Genomic DNA, 18,326 nt, shown 5'->3' on the forward strand with positions numbered 1-18,326 from the left:
TGCACAATCGGCAGCCACGACCGGGCGGGCACGAACAATCCACCCGCAAGCCTGCGCATCGTGACAATACCCCTGCGGCTCACGTTGAATCCCCTTCAGCGTGAGCGGCGAGCGAGCAACAGACTGACAACCATGCCCACGCCCGCCGCCGCTCCCACCGCAGCCCAGGGATTTGCCCTGACGAACCGTTGCGCGTCATTCAATACCCTGGTGATTGGAGGCTGGTGCACAAGCGGCGGCTCAGGTGATTCCCCGTACCCCCTGCGGCTCTCCAGGAACTCAACCAGCCGGGCACGCGCCTGGGCCGTCCTGTCTTCATGCAACGCATCGCCTGCGGCCAGCAATGCGTTGGTTTCATTCAGAAAAGTATTCAGCTGCGACCGGGTCTTCTGATAAAGATCGTCGTTCAGCGTTTGGGCAACGTCATTGAGCATCTGAGTCATGGCATCACACCAGGTTAAGGCTGTGGAAACTGGTTGACCAAAGCTTCACCGGATTTGTTCCATGAGCTGGATCACAGGATGCAGCAAACTGATATGACACTGCTTCCCCCCGGCCTGGCGTTAGCGCGAACGAATCACGATCGTCGATGCCAGCATGTCGCCGAGGCGCTTGCGCGAGCCGAAGAAGATGAAGATCCAGTCCAGGATGCTCAGAAAGGGCGTGGTGATATTGCGCACGAACGACTGGTAGATATTGCAGTTCAGATAGCTGCGCTCATCGATGACCGACATGCCCAGCAGCTTCTTGCCCACGCTCTGCCCGTTGGGCAAGGCGTCGGAAAGCAGGTAGTAGCCCGCTGCAGACCCCAGTGCCAGTACCGCAACCACTGTCGGCGGCAAGTGAATGAACTCCGCGACTTTCGCCACTACGATAAACAGCAGATACGTCACCAGGGTGTCGATCATCTGCCCTCCCCACCGGCGCCCTACGCCTGCCAGATTGTTGGGTTTCTGGTAAGGAGTGGTGTTCTGGTCTTCCATGAGTACTGCTCGCTGTAAATATTGGAAACACTTTATCGGCCACACAGCGCCGATGTTTAGCCCCAATCAAGGCAAGCGAGAAGCTTACAGATCAGACCATGGACGAGGGAGACGCCACCGCATCGGCCGCCACCTCGATGGCGATGACCGCATGTGCCACGTCGTCGGAGTCATAAAGGATGTCATTGAGCATCGACTCGATGGCGGTTTCACGAAGAGCGTCCAGATCCATGCCCTGCTCCTGAGCCGCCACCAGGACTGCCTTGAGTGCCATGCGTAGGGGTTTTTCTTTGTTTTCGCTCATGGTCTTGTCCGGTTTTCCAAGGGTGTTGGATGGCGGGTGCACGGCATAAAGCGCCCTCATTCATGGGAGACGCGATAAGCGTAGGCTACATACGGCCCGGAAGCCTGGCGGTGGGAAAATTTTATCGCGCCCATGAAAAAGCCCAACCTGAAAAGATTGGGCTAAGTCATTGAATAATATGGTCGGGACGGAGTGATTCGAACACTCGACCCCTAGCACCCCATGCTAGTGCGCTACCGGACTGCGCTACGCCCCGACTAGGCGTGTATCTGATTTCGCTTCTTGTGAAAGCGTCGAGGAATATACCCTAAGCTTTTGAAAGATGGAAGTATTTGATGACGCGGCGCTATTTGCGCAGGACCACCAGAACATCTTCCAGCTCGACAATCATCTGTCGGATCAGCTGCTTGTATTGCAGGGAATCGTCCTTGACCTCATCGCTGGAGAGGCGCAGGCGCGCCCCGCCGATGGTGAAGCCCTGATCGTAAAGCAGCGCGCGGATCTGCCGGATCATCAGCACGTCCTGGCGCTGATAATACCGGCGATTCCCGCGGCGCTTGACCGGGTTGAGCTGAGGAAATTCCTGTTCCCAATAACGCAGAACGTGCGGTTTGACCGCGCAGAGCTCGCTGACTTCACCGATGGTGAAGTAGCGTTTGCCGGGAATAGGCGGTAGCTCGTCGTTATGACTTGGTTCCAGCATAAGCCTCAACTCGGGCCTTCAATTTCTGCCCTGGGCGAAAGGTGACCACACGGCGAGCTGTAATCGGAATTTCTTCCCCTGTCTTGGGATTTCGACCCGGTCGCTGGCGTTTATCTCGCAGGTCAAAATTACCGAATCCGGACAATTTGACCTGCTCGTTATCTTCCAGAGCGTGCCTGATTTCCTCAAAGAACAGCTCAACCAGTTCCTTGGCTTCTCGTTTATTCAGGCCTAGCTCTTCGTACAGACGTTCGGCCATCTCAGCTTTCGTCAGAGCCCCCATACGCTACTTCCTTAACGTGGCGTTTAACCTTTCCTCAAGCGAGGTGAGAATTTGCTGCGTCGAAGCGTTTACCTCATCGTCAGTAAGAGTGCGCGATGGATGTTGCCAGGTCAAGCCAACTGCAAGGCTTTTTCTATGCGGATCAATGCCTTTACCCTGATAAACATCAAATAGCCTGAGGTCTGTCAGCCATTGCCCTGCATTTTCACGAATTACGTCCATTACCGCAGTGGCCGCAACCTCGCGATCAGCCAGCAACGCCAGGTCCCGACGCACTTCCGGGAAGCGCGACAGTTCGTGGAATTTCGGCAGACGGCCCTCGACCACATCGGCCAGAACCAGCTCGAACACGAACACCGGACGATCCAGACCCAGGGTCTTGGCCAGTTCCGGGTGGATCGCGCCGAGGTAGCCGACTTCACGGCCATCGCGCTCGATACGGGCGGTCTGGCCTGGGTGCAAGGCTGGATGTTTGCCCGGTACGAAACGGAAATCATCCAGTGCACCACTGAAGCCCAGCACGGCTTCCACGTCAGCCTTGACGTCGAAGAAGTCCACGCCATCACGACCCTGCGCCCAGCCTTCCGGCAGGCGACTGCCGCAGATCACACCTGCCAGCATAGGCTCTTGTTTCAAACCTTCCAGTTGGCCGACGAAACGCAGGCCACTTTCGAACAGGCGCACGCGGTCCTGCTGGCGATTGAGGTTGTGTTGCAACGCCTTGACCAGGCCCGGCCACAGCGACGAGCGCATGGCGGCCATGTCAGCGGAGATCGGGTTGGCCAGCAGCAGCGGCTCGACGCCCGGGCTGAACAGCTCGAACCATTTCTGATCGATGAAGCTGTAGGTAATCGCTTCCTGGTAGCCGCGCGCAACCAGCAGGCGGCGCAGTGCAGGCAGGTCGCCCCTGGATTCGGAGCGTGCTTGCGGAGCCAGGCGGGCCTGAGGGTAACGAACCGGCAGACGGTTGTAGCCGTACAGGCGGGCCAGCTCTTCGATCAGGTCCACTTCCAGGGAAATGTCGAAGCGGTGGCTTGGCACTTCTACGCGCCACTCGCCCGCCGCCTGCGAAGACACCGTCAGGCCAAGACCGGTGAGCAGGCGCTCGACTTCGGCAGCTTCCATCTTCATGCCCAGCATTTGCTCGATCCGCTCGGCACGCAGGGTGACCGGAGCAATCGACGGCAGGTGCTGCTCGCTGACGGTTTCAATGACCGGACCGGCTTCGCCGCCAGTGATTTCCAGCAGCAGGCCAGTGGCGCGCTCCATGGCTTCACGGGCCAGTTGCCAGTCCACGCCACGCTCGTAGCGGTGCGAGGCATCGGTGTGCAGGCCGTAGGAACGTGCCTTGCCAGCAACCGCGATCTGGTCGAAGAAAGCGCTTTCCAGGAAAATGTCGCGAGTGGTCGCGGTGTTCACGCCGCTGTGCTCGCCGCCCATGACGCCGGCGATGGCCAGTGCACGCAGATGGTCGGCAATGACCAGGGTGTCGGCACGCAGGCTGACTTCCTGACCGTCCAGCAACACCAGCTTCTCGCCCTCTTCGGCCATGCGCACGCGAATGCCGCCGTTGATTTCGGCGAGATCGAAGGCGTGCAGAGGCTGACCCAGTTCAAGCATCACGTAGTTGGTGATGTCGACAGCGGCATCGATGCTGCGTACTTCGGAACGGCGCAGGCGCTCGACCATCCACAGCGGGGTCGGACGCGACAGGTCGACGTTACGGATGACGCGGCCCAGATAACGCGGGCAGGCAGCCGGCGCTAGCACTTCCACCGAACGCACTTCGTCGTGGACGGCTGGCACTGCAGCCACCTGCGGGCGGGTGACCGCAGCGTCGTACAGGGCGCCGACTTCGCGGGCCAGGCCCGCCACGGACAGGCAGTCGCCACGGTTCGGGGTCAGGTCGACCTCGATGCTGACGTCGTCCAGTTCCAGCCAGGCACGGAAATCCTGACCGACTGGCGCATCGGCAGGCAGTTCCATCAGGCCGTCATTGCCCTCGCCCACCTGCAGCTCGGCCTGGGAGCAGAGCATGCCGTTGGACTCGACACCACGCAGCTTGGCTTTCTTGATCTTGAAGTCGCCGGGCAGTTCGGCACCGATCATGGCGAACGGAATCTTCAGGCCAGGGCGCACGTTTGGCGCGCCACACACCACCTGGAAGGTTTCCGAACCATTGCTGACCTGGCACACGCGCAGCTTGTCGGCGTCCGGGTGCTGCTCGGTGCTCAACACTTCGCCGACCACGACGCCGGTGAATGCACCGGCTGCCGGGGTCACGCTATCGACCTCGAGGCCGGCCATCGACAGACGAGCAACCAGCTCGTCGCGGGAAACTTGCGGGCTGACCCAGCCGCGCAACCATTGTTCGCTGAATTTCATTCTGTTCTCCTGATTATTCGTGACGTGCGTGAGGCCTAGCGGAATTGCGCCAGGAACCTCAGGTCGTTGTCGAAGAACAGGCGCAAGTCATTGACGCCGTAGCGCAGCATGGCCAGGCGTTCTGCCCCCATGCCGAAAGCAAAGCCCTGGAACTCTTCGGGGTCGATCCCCGACATGCGCAGCACGTTCGGGTGCACCATGCCGCAGCCCATGACTTCCAGCCAGCCGGTCTGCTTGCAGACGCGGCAGCCCTTGCCACTGCACATCACGCATTCCATGTCGACTTCAGCCGATGGCTCGGTGAACGGGAAATACGAAGGACGGAAACGCACTGCCAGTTCTTTCTCGAAGAACACGCGCAGGAACTCCTCGATGGTGCCTTTCAGGTCGGCGAAATTGATATCGCGGTCGACCAGCAGGCCTTCGACCTGGTGGAACATCGGGGAGTGAGTGATATCGGAGTCGCTGCGATACACACGGCCTGGGCAGACGATGCGGATCGGCGGCTTGTTCGCTTCCATGGTGCGGACCTGTACCGGCGAGGTATGGGTGCGCAGCAACATGTTGGCGTTGAAATAGAAGGTGTCGTGCATCGACCGGGCCGGGTGATGGCCTGGGATGTTGAGCGCCTCGAAGTTGTGATAGTCGTCTTCGACCTCCGGGCCTTCGGCGATGCCGTAGCCGATGTGGGTGAAGAACTGTTCGATACGTTCCAGAGTCCGGGTTACAGGGTGCAGACCGCCAGTGGTCTGTCCGCGGCCAGGCAGGGTCACGTCAATCGACTCGGCGGCGAGTTTGGCGGCAAGATCCGCTTCCTCGAACGACGCCTTGCGCGCATTGAGAACCTCTGTGACACGCTCCTTGGCAACGTTGATCAGGGCGCCGACCTGCGGACGCTCTTCAGCCGGCAGATTGCCCAGGGTCTTCATCACCTGAGTCAGTTCGCCTTTCTTGCCGAGGTAGTGGACCCGGATTTGCTCCAGGGCATTGATATCTTCGGCGCTTTGCACAGCCTCAAGTGCTTGAGAGACCAGCGCGTCCAGGTTTTCCATGTACAGACTCCAGATACGAAATAGGGGAAGAGCTTACAAGGCTCTTCCCCTATCTATGACGTTTAACACCGGGCCCCGAAGGGCTCGGTGATTGCCGGGGACTTAGGCCAGAGTGGCTTTAGCTTTCTCGACAATCGCAGCAAACGCCGCTTTTTCGTTCACTGCCAGATCAGCCAGAACCTTACGGTCGATTTCGATCGACGCTTTTTTCAGGCCAGCGATCAGACGGCTGTAAGACAGGCCATTGATGCGAGCACCAGCGTTGATACGAGCGATCCACAGAGCGCGGAACTGACGTTTTTTCTGACGACGGTCGCGGTAGGCGTATTGGCCTGCCTTGATTACCGCTTGCTTGGCAACACGGAATACGCGTGAACGCGCGCCGTAGTAGCCTTTAGCAAGTTTCAGAATTTTTTTGTGACGCTTACGGGCAATGACGCCACGCTTTACACGAGCCATGAGTAACTTCCTCTATCTTTGATCAAAATTAACGAAGGCGCAGCATGCGCTCGACTTTTGCCACGTCGGACGGATGCAGCAGGCTGCTTCCGCGCAGATGACGCTTACGCTTGGTCGACATTTTGGTCAGGATGTGGCTCTTGAAAGCGTGCTTGTGCTTGATGCCATTCGCGGTTTTCAGAAACCGCTTAGCTGCACCACTTTTGGTCTTCATCTTTGGCATGTTCGGATACTCCGCATTCAGTTGATAAACATAACCGCAAGGCCTGCCGTGCCCTGGGGGTTATTTCTTTCTTTTCGGGGCGATGACCATGATCAGCTGGCGTCCTTCCATCTTAGGATGCTGTTCGACCGAACCGTATTCGAGCAGGTCACCTTCAACCCGCTTCAACAGTTCCATCCCCAGCTCCTGGTGGGCCATCTCACGACCGCGAAATCTCAAGGAAATCTTGGCCCTGTCCCCGTCACTCAGGAAACGTACCAGGTTGCGTAGTTTTACCTGGTAATCCCCTTCCTCCGTCCCTGGACGAAACTTGATTTCTTTAATCTGAATCTGCTTCTGGTTCTTCTTCGCTTCGTTGGCCTGCTTCTTCTTCTCGAAGAGGTGCTTGCCGTAGTCCATCACCTTACACACAGGTGGCTGGGCGTCTGCGGAGATTTCCACCAGATCCAACTTCGCTTCTTCAGCTATACGAAGCGCTTCATCAATCGAGACGATGCCAATCTGCTCGCCGTCTGCGCCAATTAACCGAACCTCGCGTGCCGAGATATTCTCGTTGATCGGGGCTTTCGGTGCAGCTCGTTTATCTTGTCTCATTTCACGCTTAATAATAATTACTCCGAATCTTGGCGACCACGCCGGGAAACCGCTTGTGCAAGGAACTCCGAGAACTGGGCGACCGGCATCGAGCCGAGGTCTGCGCCTTCACGGGTACGCACAGCGACAGTTTGCGTTTCGACTTCCCGGTCTCCGATGACGAGGAGATAGGGAACCTTGAGCAACGTATGCTCGCGGATTTTAAAGCCGATCTTTTCATTTCTCAAGTCGGACTTGGCACGAAACCCGCTTTGAGCCAGTGTTTTTTCCACCTCAAGGGCAAAATCTGCCTGTTTATCAGTGATATTCATGATCACTGCCTGAGTTGGAGCCAGCCACGCAGGGAATGCACCTTCGTAGTGCTCGATCAGAATTCCGATGAAACGCTCGAAGGAACCGAGAATCGCACGGTGCAACATGACCGGATGCTTGCGCCCGTTGTCTTCCGAAACGAATTCGGCGCCCAAACGGATAGGCAGGTTGAAATCGAGCTGCAATGTACCGCATTGCCACACGCGACCCAAGCAATCCTTGAGGGAAAATTCGATTTTCGGACCGTAGAACGCACCTTCGCCCGGTTGCAGGTCGTAAGGCAGGCCTGCGCTGTCCAGTGCGGCCGCCAGAGCGGACTCGGCGCGATCCCACAGGTCATCGGAGCCGACGCGCTTCTCGGGACGGGTCGAGAGCTTCATCTCGATGTCCTTGAAGCCGAAATCGGCGTAGACGTCCATGGTCAGCTTGATGAACGCGGCGGACTCGGCCTGCATCTGCTCTTCGGTGCAGAAGATGTGCGCGTCGTCCTGGGTGAAGGCACGCACACGCATGATGCCGTGCAGTGCACCCGATGGCTCGTTGCGGTGGCAGGCACCGAACTCGGCCAGACGCATCGGCAGCTCGCGGTAGCTCTTCAGGCCCTGGTTGAACACCTGCACGTGGCAAGGGCAGTTCATCGGCTTGATGGCGTAGTCGCGGCTTTCCGACTCGGTGGTGAACATGTTTTCGGCGTAGTTGGCCCAGTGCCCGGATTTCTCCCACAGGGAGCGATCGACCACCTGCGGAGTCTTGATCTCCAGGTAGCCGTTCTCGCGCTGGGTCTTGCGCATGTACTGTTCGAGTACCTGGTACAGGGTCCAGCCGTTCGGATGCCAGAACACCATGCCCGGCGCTTCTTCCTGGGTGTGGAACAGGCCCAGGCGCTTGCCGATCTTGCGGTGATCGCGCTTTTCGGCTTCTTCGATACGCTGGATGTAGGCCGCCAGTTGCTTCTTGTCAGCCCAGGCAGTGCCGTAGACACGCTGCAGCTGTTCGTTCTTCGCATCGCCGCGCCAGTAGGCGCCGGACAGCTTGGTCAGCTTGAACGACTTGAGGAAACGGGTGTTCGGCACGTGCGGACCGCGGCACATGTCGACGTATTCTTCGTGGTAGTAGAGGCCCATGGCCTTTTCGTTCGGCATGTCCTCGACCAGGCGCAGCTTGTAGTCTTCGCCACGGGCCTTGAACACTTCGATCACTTCGGCGCGCGGAGTGACCTTCTTGATGACGTCGTAATCCTTTTCGATCAGCTGCTGCATGCGCTGCTCGATCGCTGCCAGGTCATCCGGGGTGAACGGGCGCTCGTAGGCGATATCGTAATAGAAGCCGTCATCGATCACCGGGCCGATGACCATTTTCGCCGTCGGGTACAGCTGCTTGACCGCGTGACCCACAAGGTGCGCGCAGGAGTGACGAATGATCTCGACGCCTTCCTGGTCCTTCGGGGTGATGATTTGCAGACTCGCGTCGGCGTCAATGATGTCGCTGGCGTCAACCAGTTGGCCGTTGACCTTGCCGGCAACGGTGGCCTTGGCCAGGCCTGCACCAATGGATGCGGCGACCTCGGCTACGGAAACCGGGTGATCGAAAGAACGTTGACTGCCGTCGGGAAGAGTAATAGTTGGCATGGCGCCTCCTCTCCTAGTGGTGACCCCTACCAAAGGTCACGTGGGTTGGGATAGAGCCAGTACGCGATTCGGTGGTGTACCTGCCTCACAGTGGCAGGAGCCCAAAGGCCAACCGTTTGACCGAACCAGAGTGACTGGATGTACGAAATCGGCAGGCATTGCAACGGGCAACCCCTGACCCGCGAGGCGCAAAAGCGCTGCAGGACGCGCATCCTAGCACAGCGCAGCGGCTCTGCGGTGGGTATGCGAGCGCCATGAACCAATAAACTTTTCGGTAAATACCGTAGGAAAACACCCTGCACTGAACTGGAGCCGATCCCTGCCGTCAGATAAACCGAGGCCCGTTAAAGACTTGCGCCAACGCAGGTCCCACCGATAAAAGGAATCAACCATGAAGCTTCTACGTGTTGCCGCCCTCCTCGCACCATTGGCGTTGACTCTTCCGCTCAGCGCTCATGCCGCCATGGACGCGAAGACCAAAACCAGCTACATGAGCGAGTGCACCGCCGCCGCCACCCAGAACAACCCGGGGATGGACGCCAATGCCGTCAAGGCTCATTGCGAGTGCGGAGCCCAGCAGATCAACAAGAACTTTTCGGACAAGGAAATTGCTTCGCTGAATGACAAAACGACGCCTCCGAGTACCGAAATGACCTCTCGCCTGCAAAAAGCGGTGGGCGAAAACTGCCTGAAGGGCAAAAAATAAAAAATTTACACTTCTCTACAAAAGCGTCGCCTGCAGCCTGCGGAAGATTTTCGACGCAATCGCTGAAGCCCGCCAAACTCGCGGGCTTCAGTCATTTGACGAGACAGTTTGATGGGTGTCGAAGAGGCCTGAATCGGGCCACTGGCAAATGATTTGGACGTATCTATTTGCGTCATTGGCGCAAAGTTCTTACTGAAAAAGTCCAGCTTTCACACAATTCGACTATGATACCTCGCGTGTGCCCAGTTGGCCTGAGCAGCACAGCACTACTGAATATTATGTTTTTGGAGATACACCATGTCTAATCGCCAAACCGGCACCGTAAAATGGTTCAACGATGAAAAAGGCTTCGGCTTTATCACTCCACAGGGTGGCGGCGACGACCTGTTCGTACACTTCAAGGCTATCGAATCCGACGGTTTCAAAAGCCTGAAAGAAGGCCAGACTGTCTCCTTCGTGGCTGAGAAAGGCCAAAAGGGCATGCAAGCCGCTCAGGTTCGCCCGGAGTAATCCGAGCGCGCTGAAAAAACCCCGTCACTGACGGGGTTTTTTTATGCCTGCGTGAAAGCTTCAGCCGCAGTTGACGCGGTTGACCGTGGCCGCCTGGTCAGTGTTCAGATTCAGGCGGTCGGAGCGGTACTCCATGGTAATCATGTCGTTGGGGCCCAGCACGCGTGCGGTCTGCGCACCGGCCTTGACCCGCGCCTGCTCGAGCAAGGCCGGCGTTGCCGGTTTGCCGACTGCGAACTGTGCAGCGGCGGCATCACAGCGGGAATGACCCGATTCGGTCGCGGCGCTACTTTCGGCGGGCTTGGACGATTCGGACGTCGTGCTACAACCTGCCAGCAGTGCCGCTACCAGAACCAGACCCGATGATGCGTATTTCCAGGGCATACAGCCTCCTTGTGTTTACGTGAACCAGAACCTCTGCGACAGCACCCGGCCCGCTTGGTTTCCCCGGGAGGCGGCGAAGCCGTGCAGATCGGGAGATCTGGCTGGATATGGAGTCTGCCCGAGCCCGGGTTTGACGCAAGCATGCAAATCGTCACAAAACGTTTGGTAACTTCCTCTGCCGCCACGCCAAAAGCACGCTCGATGCCTGACGCGAGCGGCGTTTCATGCCTAAGTAGCAGTGTGCAGTCCTGAGCAAAATGCTTTACTGCGCTGCCAGCCAGACGCGCTGGCACGGACACCAGGATCGTGATCGGTTTTTTAAGGACGTCAAGACATGGCAAGCGTAAGCATCGTTGCTGACATCAGGGCCAGATGGTCCCAGGGCCAATGCGCCCACAGCCCCGGCAGCGCCGAGGAGTTGGCGATCATCGCAGTTGACCTTCTGGTCAGGGAACTGGGCACCGACGGCGCCCAGGTGTTCATGGACCAGGTGTTTCTGCGCTACGCCAGCGAGGCCTTGAGCGACGCGTGAGCATGGGTCACTTGAGCCGCGCCAGGCGCTCGGTCAGCAGATCGAAGAAGCCCTGAGCGTCGCCATTCTCGATCCAGAACACATTCTTGGGCTGGCCCAGGGTGTCATACCAGTCGGCGACGGTCTGGCCAAAGCCCGGCCCTTCGCGGCTGTCGACCACCACGTTGATCTGCCTGCCGGTGAACAGTTCGGGTTTGAGCAGCCAGGCAATCACGCTGGCATCGTGTACCGGGCCGCCAGGCAACCCGTAATGCACCATGTCCGCCTTGACGTACTCATTGAGAATATTGCCCACCAGCTTGCCGGCGTTGTTGTTCAGCGCCTCGATCTGTTTGAGGCGCTGCTCGCTGGTCAGGATCTTGTGGGTCACATCCAGCGGCACATAGGTCAGCTTGACGCCGCTGGCGAGCACCACCTTGGCCGCATCCGGGTCGGCGAACAGGTTGAATTCGGCCACCGGGGTGATGTTGCCGCCATTGAAATGCGCACCACCCATGACCACCACTTCCTTGATCCCCTGGGTGATTTCCGGCGCCTGGATCAGCGCCAGCGCGAGGTTGGTCTGCGGCCCGAGCATCGCGACGGTGATGCTGTGGGGCGCAGCCTTGCTCAAGGTCTCCACCAGGTACTGCACGGCGTTACCCTTGGCCAGGCCCTTGGCGGGTTCGTGCACCTCGACGCCGGGCAAGCCTTCCTTGCCGTGGATGTTCTCGGCGTAGATCGGCGGGCGCACCAGTGGCCGCCCTGCTCCGGCGTACACCGGCACCTCTTCGCGCCCTGCCCACTCACGGGCAAGACGGGCATTGCGCGACGTCTTGTCGATGCGCACATTGCCGGCAACCGTGGTGATCGCCAGGACATTGAGCTCATCCTTCGACGCCAGTGCCAGAAGCAGGGCCACGACATCATCGGCGCCCGGGTCGGTGTCGATGATCAGGTCACGGCGTTCGGCGGCCTGGGCCGCAGTGGCGGAGAAGATGGCCAACAGTGCGATGCTCCAGATCAGGTCGAGGAATGAAAGACGATTCTTGTGCATGTGAAACTCCCTGTTTCATGGGGTATGGAACATAGTGCGAAATCAGAAGACCACACCTGCGACCAGCGCAATGTTGGTGTAGGGCTGGCATTCCCCTGTGCGCACGATGGCGCGGGCGCTGCGGCTCAACTGCTTGAGCGCATCATGGCTGACCACCCGCTGCTCGCCCAGGCCGCCTTCGGCGTTGAGCCTGTCCAGAACGCTCAGCGCCGGAGGCTGCTTGAGACGAATCTCTTCTGCCAGCACATGGCTTTCCACCTGCATTTCTGCCAGCACCGTATCCAGCACGCTGACGAAATCCGGAACGCCCCGGGTCAGGGCCAGGTCGATGAGCTCCACCCCAGGTGGCACCGGCATGCCGGCGTCGACAATCATCAGCACATCGCCGTGCCCCAGGGAGGCGATGACCCGCGACAGTGCAATATTCAACAGCGGCGTCTTTTTCATGGTTGATACCCCTGGACTTCAGCGAAGGTTGGAATGGACGGCTGGGCGCCCGAACGGGTGACAGACAACGCCGCCGCGATCTGTCCGAAACGGATCGCCTCGGCTTCGGATTTTCCGTCAGCCAGTGCCGCCGCAAATCCGCCGACGAAGGTGTCGCCCGCTGCAGTGGTGTCCACCGGCTTGACCCTGGGCGCAGGGAAATGCTCGACACGTTCCTGGCTTGCGAACAACGCGCCCTGCTCGCCCAGGGTCACCACCACCTTGCCGACGCCTGAGGCGAGCAGGGTTTTCGCGGCGGCTTCGGCACTGGCCGGGCTATCGACCGGCAACCCGGTGAGCGCCGTGGCTTCGCTTTCGTTGGGGATCAGGTAATCGACCCAGCCGTACCATTGCTCTGGTAGCGGGCCGGTGGCGGGTGCCGGGTTGAGAATGACGGTCTTGCCCAGTTCATGACCGCGCTTGAGCACGTGGCCCACCGTGCTCTCGGGCACTTCCAACTGGCAGATGATGACTTCGGCCTGCTGCAACAGAACGTCGAAACCGTCCACCACGCTGGCGCTTACATGCCCGTTGCCGCCGGCAACGATGACGATGGCGTTCTGGCTGTTATCGTCGACCACGATCAAGGCCACACCGGTGGACTCACCGGCAATGGTCGTCACCGCCTGGCAATCGATGCCTTCGGTCAGCAACGCGCTGCGCAATTGCTCGCCGTAGGCATCGTCGCCGACACAGCCGATCATCGCGACGCTGGCCCCCAGCCGCGCGGCTGCCACCGCCTGGTTCGCGCCCTTGCCGCCCGGGACGGTCACGAAGGATTGCCCGGCCAGGGTTTCTCCGGCGCGCGGCAGGCGCGGCGCCCGGGTCACCAAGTCCATGTTCAGACTGCCCACTATCACTACTTTTGCTTGCATGACGTCAATACTCTTCAATCCGGCCTCAGCCGGCTCAGCGAAACTCGTTGAATGCGTTGGGCGGTGGCGCCGTGGATTCACGCAGCACCATGCTCGGTGCGACGATCGACTGTTGCACATCAGGCGCCTCACCGCGCGTGGTGATCCTGCGCAGCAACACCTCGGCGGCGCGCTCACCCAGTTGCAGGATCGACTGCCCCACGGTGGTGAGCGCGGGGTAGACGAACTGGCTCATCTGGATGTCGTCGAAACCGACCACCGACAGATCGGCCGGCACTTTTACATTGCGCTCGGCCGCCGCACGTAGCACACCGATGCCTACCATATCGTTGGCAGCGAAGATTGCCGTGGGGCGATCTGTTTCCAGCAATGTACAGGCGGCCTGATAGCCACTGGGGCCGGTGAAGTCGCTCTCCACCACCCAGCTGTCCTGTACCTCGACGCCTGCTTCGCGCATCGCCCGCTGATACCCGGCCAGACGCATGCGCGCCACGCTGGTCTGCGCCGGACCGCAGATGCAGGCGATATGCCGGTGGCCCAGTTCCAGCAGGTGCGAGGTCGCAAGCCAGGCACCCAGTTCATGGTCGATCCGCACCAGGTCCGCAGTAATGTTTTCCAGGTCCCGGTCGACGATCACCAACGGGGTGCGAACAGCGGCCAGGCTTTCGACCAGGCTGTCGTCGCCGCCCACCGAGGATACGATCAGGCCATCCACGCGTTTTTCCAGCAACACGCGCAGGTAATTGCGCTGTTTTTGCAGGTTATCGTCGGAATTGCAGAGGATCACGCAAAAGCCGTTGCGTTCGCAGTAGTCCTCGATGCCGCGGGCAAGTTCGGCGAAGTACGGGTTGATGCCATTGGGGATCAACAAGCCGATGGTGGCCGTGGACTTGGCCTTCAGCGAGCGCGCCACGGCACTGGGCACGTAGTCCAGTTGGGTGATGGCCTCCTCCACTTTCTTGCGCACGGCGTCACTCACTGGCCGTGTGCGGTTCAGCACATGGGAAACCGTGGTGTAGGAAATGCCTGCAAGTGCCGCAACGTCTTTGATAGTGGCCATATCAGCCCCGCCGTTTCGCGCGGTGGCTGCGGTAGGTGTCGAGGATCACGGCCACGACGATCACGGCACCTGTGATGATGCGCTTGGTGGGTTCGGTCGCGCCGATCTGCGCAAGCCCCGCCGCCAGCACCGAGATGATCAGGACCCCGAAGAAGGTACTGATGACCGAACCGCGGCCGCCCATCAGGCTGGTACCGCCGATCACCACGGCAGCGATGACCTGCAGTTCCAGACCGGAACCGGCGTTTGGGTCGGCAGCTTCCAGACGGGAAATCTGGAACAGTGCGGCAATGCCCGCCAACAATCCCATCAGGGAAAACACCAGGGTCTTGTAGGGCTTGGGATTGATCCCCGCCAGACGCACGGCTTCCTCGTTGGTGCCGATGCCGATCAGGTAGCGTCCGAACACTGTGCGGGTGAGCACCGCTTGCGCCGCGAAGATCACCAGCAGCGCAATCACGAACGACGGCGAGATGCCAAAGGCGAACGGGTTGGACAGCCAGGCGAAGGAGTCGCCGATGTACGCGGTGCGCGAATCGGTCAGTTGATACGCCACGCCCCGGGCCATTTCCAGCACGCCCAGGGAGACGATGAACGATGGAATGCGCCAGGCCACGGTGATCGAGCCGGTCAGCGTGCCTGCGGCGGTCGCGCAGGCGATGCCCAGCAACGCCGATGGCAGCACGCCCCAACCCCAGCCGAGCATCGCGACACTTACCGCCGACGCCGCCAGCGCCAGCACCGAACCGACCGACAGGTCGATGCCGCCGATGATCAGGATGAACGTCATGCCCACCGCCAGCACCATCAGGTCAGGGATCTGGTTGGCCAGGGTGCTGAACGTCTCATAGGACAGGAAGTGATCGCTGAGCAACGAGAACAGCACGATCATCGCCAGCAGGGCGCCGGCCAGCCCCAGGTAGGTGCCAAGGCCGAAATAGTTGCCGCTGCGCTTGCCTGGCGATGGCAGCGCGGCTTGTGTGGTAGAAGTTTTCATCAGGCAGTCCTGGGCGCGGCTTCAGACAGCAGCGCATCACGTTTTTGATAGCCGGCAAAGGCAGCGGCAAGAAGTTCGTCCTGGGTCCAGTGGTCGCGCTCGAAGGTGTCGATCAGGCGGCCGGCGGACAGCACACCGATGCGATCGCAGATCAGCATCAGCTCGCGCAGGTCGCTGGACACCACCACCAGCGCCCGGCCCTGGCGGGTCAGCTCGCCAAGCAGCGCATAGATGTCGAATTTGGCGCCCACGTCGATGCCACGGGTGGGTTCGTCGAACAGCATCACCTGGCAGTCGCGCTCCAGCCAGCGGCCGATCACCACTTTCTGCTGGTTGCCGCCGGACAACTCCGACACCAGTTGCGTCGGACTGGAACTGCGGATGCGCATGGCTTCCACCTGACGCCGGGCCAGCGCCATTTCTGCCGCGCCGTTGACCACGCCGGCACTGGAAATCGCTTCCATGTTGCCCAGGGCGATGTTGGCGCTGATCGACTGCGACAGCAGCAGGCCTTCGCCCTTGCGGTCTTCGGTAATCAGGGCGATGCCATGGCTGACAGCGTCCACCGGCGAATTCACCCGCACCTGCCGAAGCGGTCGCCCCACCTCCACGGTCCCGCTGTCGGCGATGTCGGCGCCGTAGATCAGGCGCAGCAACTCGGTACGCCCCGCGCCGATCAGCCCGGAGATGCCGAAGATTTCGCCGACGCGCACATCAAAGGACACATCGCGAACCTTGTCCGAGCGGCTCAGCCCCTTGACCGACAGCGCCACTTCACCGATCTGCCGTTTGCCCAGATCGATGTGCTCGCCCAGCTCGCGGCCGACCATCAGCGTCACCAACTGCTCGCTGTTGTAGTTGGCCATGGCATCGACGCACACCAGCTTGCCGTCGCGCAGCACGGCAATGCGCTGGGCGACTCGGGCCAGCTCTTCCAGGCGATGGGAGATATAGATGATCGAAACACCGCGATCCTGCAGGCGCGTGATCTGCTCGAAGAGCATTTCGACTTCGCGGGCCGTCAGCATGGCGGTTGGCTCGTCGAGAATCAGCACATGGCAGTCGCCGATCAGGTTACGGGCGATCTCGACCATCTGCTGATGGCCAATGCCCAGCTCGCTGACCAGGGTGTCGGGGTCGATGGCATCCAGACCCACCTGGGCCATGGCCCGGGTCGCGTCTTCGCGCAGCTTCTTGCGATTGATGAAACCGGCCCGGCTGGGCAGGTTGTCGAGAAACAGGTTTTCGGCCACCGACAGCGTCGGCAGCAGGTTCAGTTCCTGCATGACCATGCGCACGCCGAGCTTCTCCGCCTGGGTACGACTGGCTGGCTGGTAGGGTTGCCCCTGGAATTGCATCTGGCCGGTGGTGGGCGTGACCAGGCCACCGATGATTTTCGACAGGGTGCTTTTGCCTGCGCCATTTTCCCCGGTCAGCGCCAACACTTCCCCGCGCATGAGCGTCAGGTCGATGTCACCGAGAACAGGTTGGGCGTAGGTTTTGCCAATGCCACTGACAGATAGAACAGCGGCCTGAGCAGACGCTGACATAACGCTCTCCACGCGCCTGCCCTCGCGGGCAGACGCTGCTTACAGATGATTGCGACAGATCCCGCGCTTACTGCGCCTTGGTGACCAGCTCGACCGGGGTCTCGATGACGCCGTCCTTGATGTCGAGCTTCTCGCCCTTGACCATTTTCAGTGCGGTATCGATGCCGAACACAGCCTGCCGGGCGGCAAACTGGTCAGCTGTCGCCAGCACGCGACCATCCTTGAGCATGGGTTTGATGGCGTTGATGTTGTCGTAGCCTACGACTTGCACCTTGCCAGTCTTGCCTGCGGTCTTCACTGCGGACACCGCGCCCAGCGCCATGCTGTCGTTGCCGGCCAGCAGTGCCTTGAGGTTCGGGTGGGCGGTGAGCATGGCGGCGGCAACGGCGTTGCCCTTGTCGATTTCCCAGTTACCCGACTGGGTGGAGACGATCTTCATCTGCGCACCATCCATCGCATCCTTGAAGCCTGCGGTGCGCTGCTGGGCGTTGGTGGTGGTCGGCACGCCTTCGATGATGCCGACTTCGTCGCCTGCCGCCAGTTGCTTGGCCAGGTAGTCACCCACCAGCTTGGCGCCCTTGCGGTTGTTCGGGCCTACGAACGGCACTTCGATATTCTTGCTCTTCAGCACGTCGGCATCGAGCTGGTTGTCGATGTTGACGACCTTGATACCGGCATCCATGGCCTTCTTGATGACCGAAGCCAGGGCTTTGGAGTCAGCGGGCGCGATGACCAGCGCGTCGACTTTCTTGACGATCATCTGGTTGACGATGTCGATCTGCGCGGCAGTGTCGGACTCGTTCTTGATGCCGTTGGAGATCAGGTCGAAATCGGCGGAATGTTGTTTCTGGTATTCCTTGGCGCCATCTTCCATGGTCAGGAAGAACTCGTTGGCCAGGGATTTCATCACCAGTGCGACGGTCGGTTTCTTTGCGTCATCGGCGAAGGCAGAGGTAACAGGCAGGGATACAGCGCCAGCGGTGAGCATGGCTACAGCAAGAAGACGTGCAGCGAATGGCAGCTTCATGGAGTCACTCCGATATTTATGATTATTGTATCGGCAACGAATGCGGGTCATTTTTGGCAACGCTGACCAGAAGCAAACGTTTGCGTGGTCGAAACTATGGGCAATCGCTCAATGCTTTGTCAACTGCGCAGGCACCGCAACCGCTGAAATGCCTGACCTTTGCAAGCCTTTGTGAGCTTAGACTCAAATAGAAATATTATTCGCACCCAGGGACTGTAATCAGTGCGGCTGCGCTAA

Annotated in this window: 22 protein-coding genes and 1 tRNA gene; 3 read left to right on the forward strand and 20 right to left on the reverse strand. The window is 59.9% G+C overall.

The features are described from left to right. Positions 1 to 95 precede the first annotated feature (95 nt). From ACIPOO_RS13785 to thrS, 12 genes are all read right to left on the reverse strand, one after another. Positions 96 to 443, reverse strand: a complete 348-nt coding sequence (locus tag ACIPOO_RS13785) for a hypothetical protein (protein WP_400607610.1) — start codon at positions 441 to 443, stop codon at positions 96 to 98. Between the two features lie 120 nt (positions 444 to 563). Beyond that, on the reverse strand, positions 564 to 983 hold the full coding sequence (locus ACIPOO_RS13790; protein ID WP_274133975.1) for an RDD family protein: 420 nt from the start codon (positions 981 to 983) through the stop codon (positions 564 to 566). Between the two features lie 91 nt (positions 984 to 1,074). Then, entirely contained in the window at positions 1,075 to 1,287 is a 213-nt protein-coding gene (locus ACIPOO_RS13795; RefSeq protein WP_400607612.1) for a hypothetical protein, read from the reverse strand. Between the two features lie 179 nt (positions 1,288 to 1,466). Further along, positions 1,467 to 1,543, reverse strand: a tRNA-Pro gene (locus ACIPOO_RS13800). Positions 1,544 to 1,633: 90 nt separating this feature from the next. Further along, positions 1,634 to 1,990, reverse strand: a complete 357-nt coding sequence (locus ACIPOO_RS13805; protein ID WP_274132880.1) for a MerR family transcriptional regulator — start codon at positions 1,988 to 1,990, stop codon at positions 1,634 to 1,636. Continuing rightward, the gene (gene ihfA, locus ACIPOO_RS13810) at positions 1,971 to 2,273 is read right to left on the reverse strand and encodes an integration host factor subunit alpha (RefSeq protein ID WP_002553164.1); all 303 of its coding nucleotides are present in this window, start codon (positions 2,271 to 2,273) and stop codon (positions 1,971 to 1,973) included. Before ihfA ends, ACIPOO_RS13805 begins: the two co-directional genes overlap by 20 nt. A gap of 3 nt (positions 2,274 to 2,276) precedes the next feature. Next, a complete protein-coding gene (gene pheT, locus ACIPOO_RS13815) occupies positions 2,277 to 4,658 on the reverse strand; it encodes a phenylalanine--tRNA ligase subunit beta (RefSeq protein WP_400607615.1) in 2,382 nt (793 codons plus the stop codon). A gap of 35 nt (positions 4,659 to 4,693) precedes the next feature. Then, entirely contained in the window at positions 4,694 to 5,710 is a 1,017-nt protein-coding gene (pheS, locus tag ACIPOO_RS13820) for a phenylalanine--tRNA ligase subunit alpha (RefSeq protein ID WP_400607618.1), read from the reverse strand. 102 nt (positions 5,711 to 5,812) lie between these two features. Beyond that, on the reverse strand, positions 5,813 to 6,169 hold the full coding sequence (gene rplT, locus ACIPOO_RS13825) for a 50S ribosomal protein L20 (protein ID WP_081818697.1): 357 nt from the start codon (positions 6,167 to 6,169) through the stop codon (positions 5,813 to 5,815). A 28-nt stretch (positions 6,170 to 6,197) separates the two neighbouring features. After that, the gene (gene rpmI / locus ACIPOO_RS13830; protein ID WP_274132877.1) at positions 6,198 to 6,392 is read right to left on the reverse strand and encodes a 50S ribosomal protein L35; all 195 of its coding nucleotides are present in this window, start codon (positions 6,390 to 6,392) and stop codon (positions 6,198 to 6,200) included. Between the two features lie 60 nt (positions 6,393 to 6,452). After that, positions 6,453 to 7,004 carry a translation initiation factor IF-3 gene (gene infC / locus ACIPOO_RS13835; RefSeq protein ID WP_274132985.1) on the reverse strand — a complete coding sequence of 184 codons (552 nt, stop codon included), beginning with the start codon at positions 7,002 to 7,004 and terminating at the stop codon, positions 6,453 to 6,455. Next, entirely contained in the window at positions 7,004 to 8,926 is a 1,923-nt protein-coding gene (gene thrS, locus ACIPOO_RS13840) for a threonine--tRNA ligase (RefSeq protein ID WP_400607622.1), read from the reverse strand. Before thrS ends, infC begins: the two co-directional genes overlap by 1 nt. Before the next feature lie 391 nt (positions 8,927 to 9,317). Between thrS and ACIPOO_RS13845 the strand changes: the two genes are divergently transcribed. Further along, positions 9,318 to 9,632 carry a hypothetical protein gene (locus ACIPOO_RS13845; protein WP_274132875.1) on the forward strand — a complete coding sequence of 105 codons (315 nt, stop codon included), beginning with the start codon at positions 9,318 to 9,320 and terminating at the stop codon, positions 9,630 to 9,632. 297 nt (positions 9,633 to 9,929) lie between these two features. After that, positions 9,930 to 10,142 (forward strand): cold-shock protein, encoded by a 213-nt coding sequence (locus ACIPOO_RS13850; RefSeq protein ID WP_003179963.1) that lies wholly within the window; start codon positions 9,930 to 9,932, stop codon positions 10,140 to 10,142. A 60-nt stretch (positions 10,143 to 10,202) separates the two neighbouring features. Here the strand turns inward: ACIPOO_RS13850 and ACIPOO_RS13855 are convergent, their stop codons facing one another. After that, positions 10,203 to 10,526, reverse strand: a complete 324-nt coding sequence (locus ACIPOO_RS13855) for an I78 family peptidase inhibitor (RefSeq protein ID WP_274132874.1) — start codon at positions 10,524 to 10,526, stop codon at positions 10,203 to 10,205. Positions 10,527 to 10,860: 334 nt separating this feature from the next. On the opposite strand from ACIPOO_RS13855, the gene ACIPOO_RS13860 reads away from it, so the two are divergent. After that, positions 10,861 to 11,058, forward strand: coding sequence for a hypothetical protein (locus ACIPOO_RS13860; RefSeq protein ID WP_274132873.1), 198 nt, complete (start codon positions 10,861 to 10,863; stop codon positions 11,056 to 11,058). Between the two features lie 7 nt (positions 11,059 to 11,065). On the opposite strand, the gene ACIPOO_RS13865 is transcribed toward ACIPOO_RS13860, so the two are convergent. From ACIPOO_RS13865 to ACIPOO_RS13895, 7 genes are all read right to left on the reverse strand, one after another. Further along, the gene (locus tag ACIPOO_RS13865) at positions 11,066 to 12,094 is read right to left on the reverse strand and encodes a nucleoside hydrolase (protein ID WP_400607625.1); all 1,029 of its coding nucleotides are present in this window, start codon (positions 12,092 to 12,094) and stop codon (positions 11,066 to 11,068) included. 42 nt (positions 12,095 to 12,136) lie between these two features. After that, positions 12,137 to 12,541, reverse strand: a complete 405-nt coding sequence (gene rbsD, locus ACIPOO_RS13870; protein ID WP_274132871.1) for a D-ribose pyranase — start codon at positions 12,539 to 12,541, stop codon at positions 12,137 to 12,139. Beyond that, complete coding sequence (gene rbsK / locus ACIPOO_RS13875) at positions 12,538 to 13,455, reverse strand: ribokinase (RefSeq protein WP_400607628.1); 918 nt, start codon at positions 13,453 to 13,455, stop codon at positions 12,538 to 12,540. Before rbsK ends, rbsD begins: the two co-directional genes overlap by 4 nt. 34 nt (positions 13,456 to 13,489) lie before the next feature. Further along, positions 13,490 to 14,515: a LacI family DNA-binding transcriptional regulator gene (locus tag ACIPOO_RS13880; protein WP_400607630.1), complete on the reverse strand. Its 1,026-nt coding sequence runs from the start codon at positions 14,513 to 14,515 to the stop codon at positions 13,490 to 13,492. 1 nt (position 14,516) lies between these two features. Further along, complete coding sequence (locus tag ACIPOO_RS13885; protein ID WP_400607632.1) at positions 14,517 to 15,512, reverse strand: ABC transporter permease; 996 nt, start codon at positions 15,510 to 15,512, stop codon at positions 14,517 to 14,519. Then, positions 15,512 to 17,062: a sugar ABC transporter ATP-binding protein gene (locus ACIPOO_RS13890; RefSeq protein WP_400607635.1), complete on the reverse strand. Its 1,551-nt coding sequence runs from the start codon at positions 17,060 to 17,062 to the stop codon at positions 15,512 to 15,514. The genes ACIPOO_RS13885 and ACIPOO_RS13890 overlap by 1 nt, the downstream gene beginning before the upstream one ends. 67 nt (positions 17,063 to 17,129) lie before the next feature. Continuing rightward, a complete protein-coding gene (locus ACIPOO_RS13895; RefSeq protein ID WP_400607638.1) occupies positions 17,130 to 18,089 on the reverse strand; it encodes a sugar ABC transporter substrate-binding protein in 960 nt (319 codons plus the stop codon). Positions 18,090 to 18,326 lie beyond the last annotated feature (237 nt).

The organism is Pseudomonas sp. NPDC090201 (assembly GCF_044746825.1).
GTDB lineage: Bacteria > Pseudomonadota > Gammaproteobacteria > Pseudomonadales > Pseudomonadaceae > Aquipseudomonas > Aquipseudomonas putida_AD.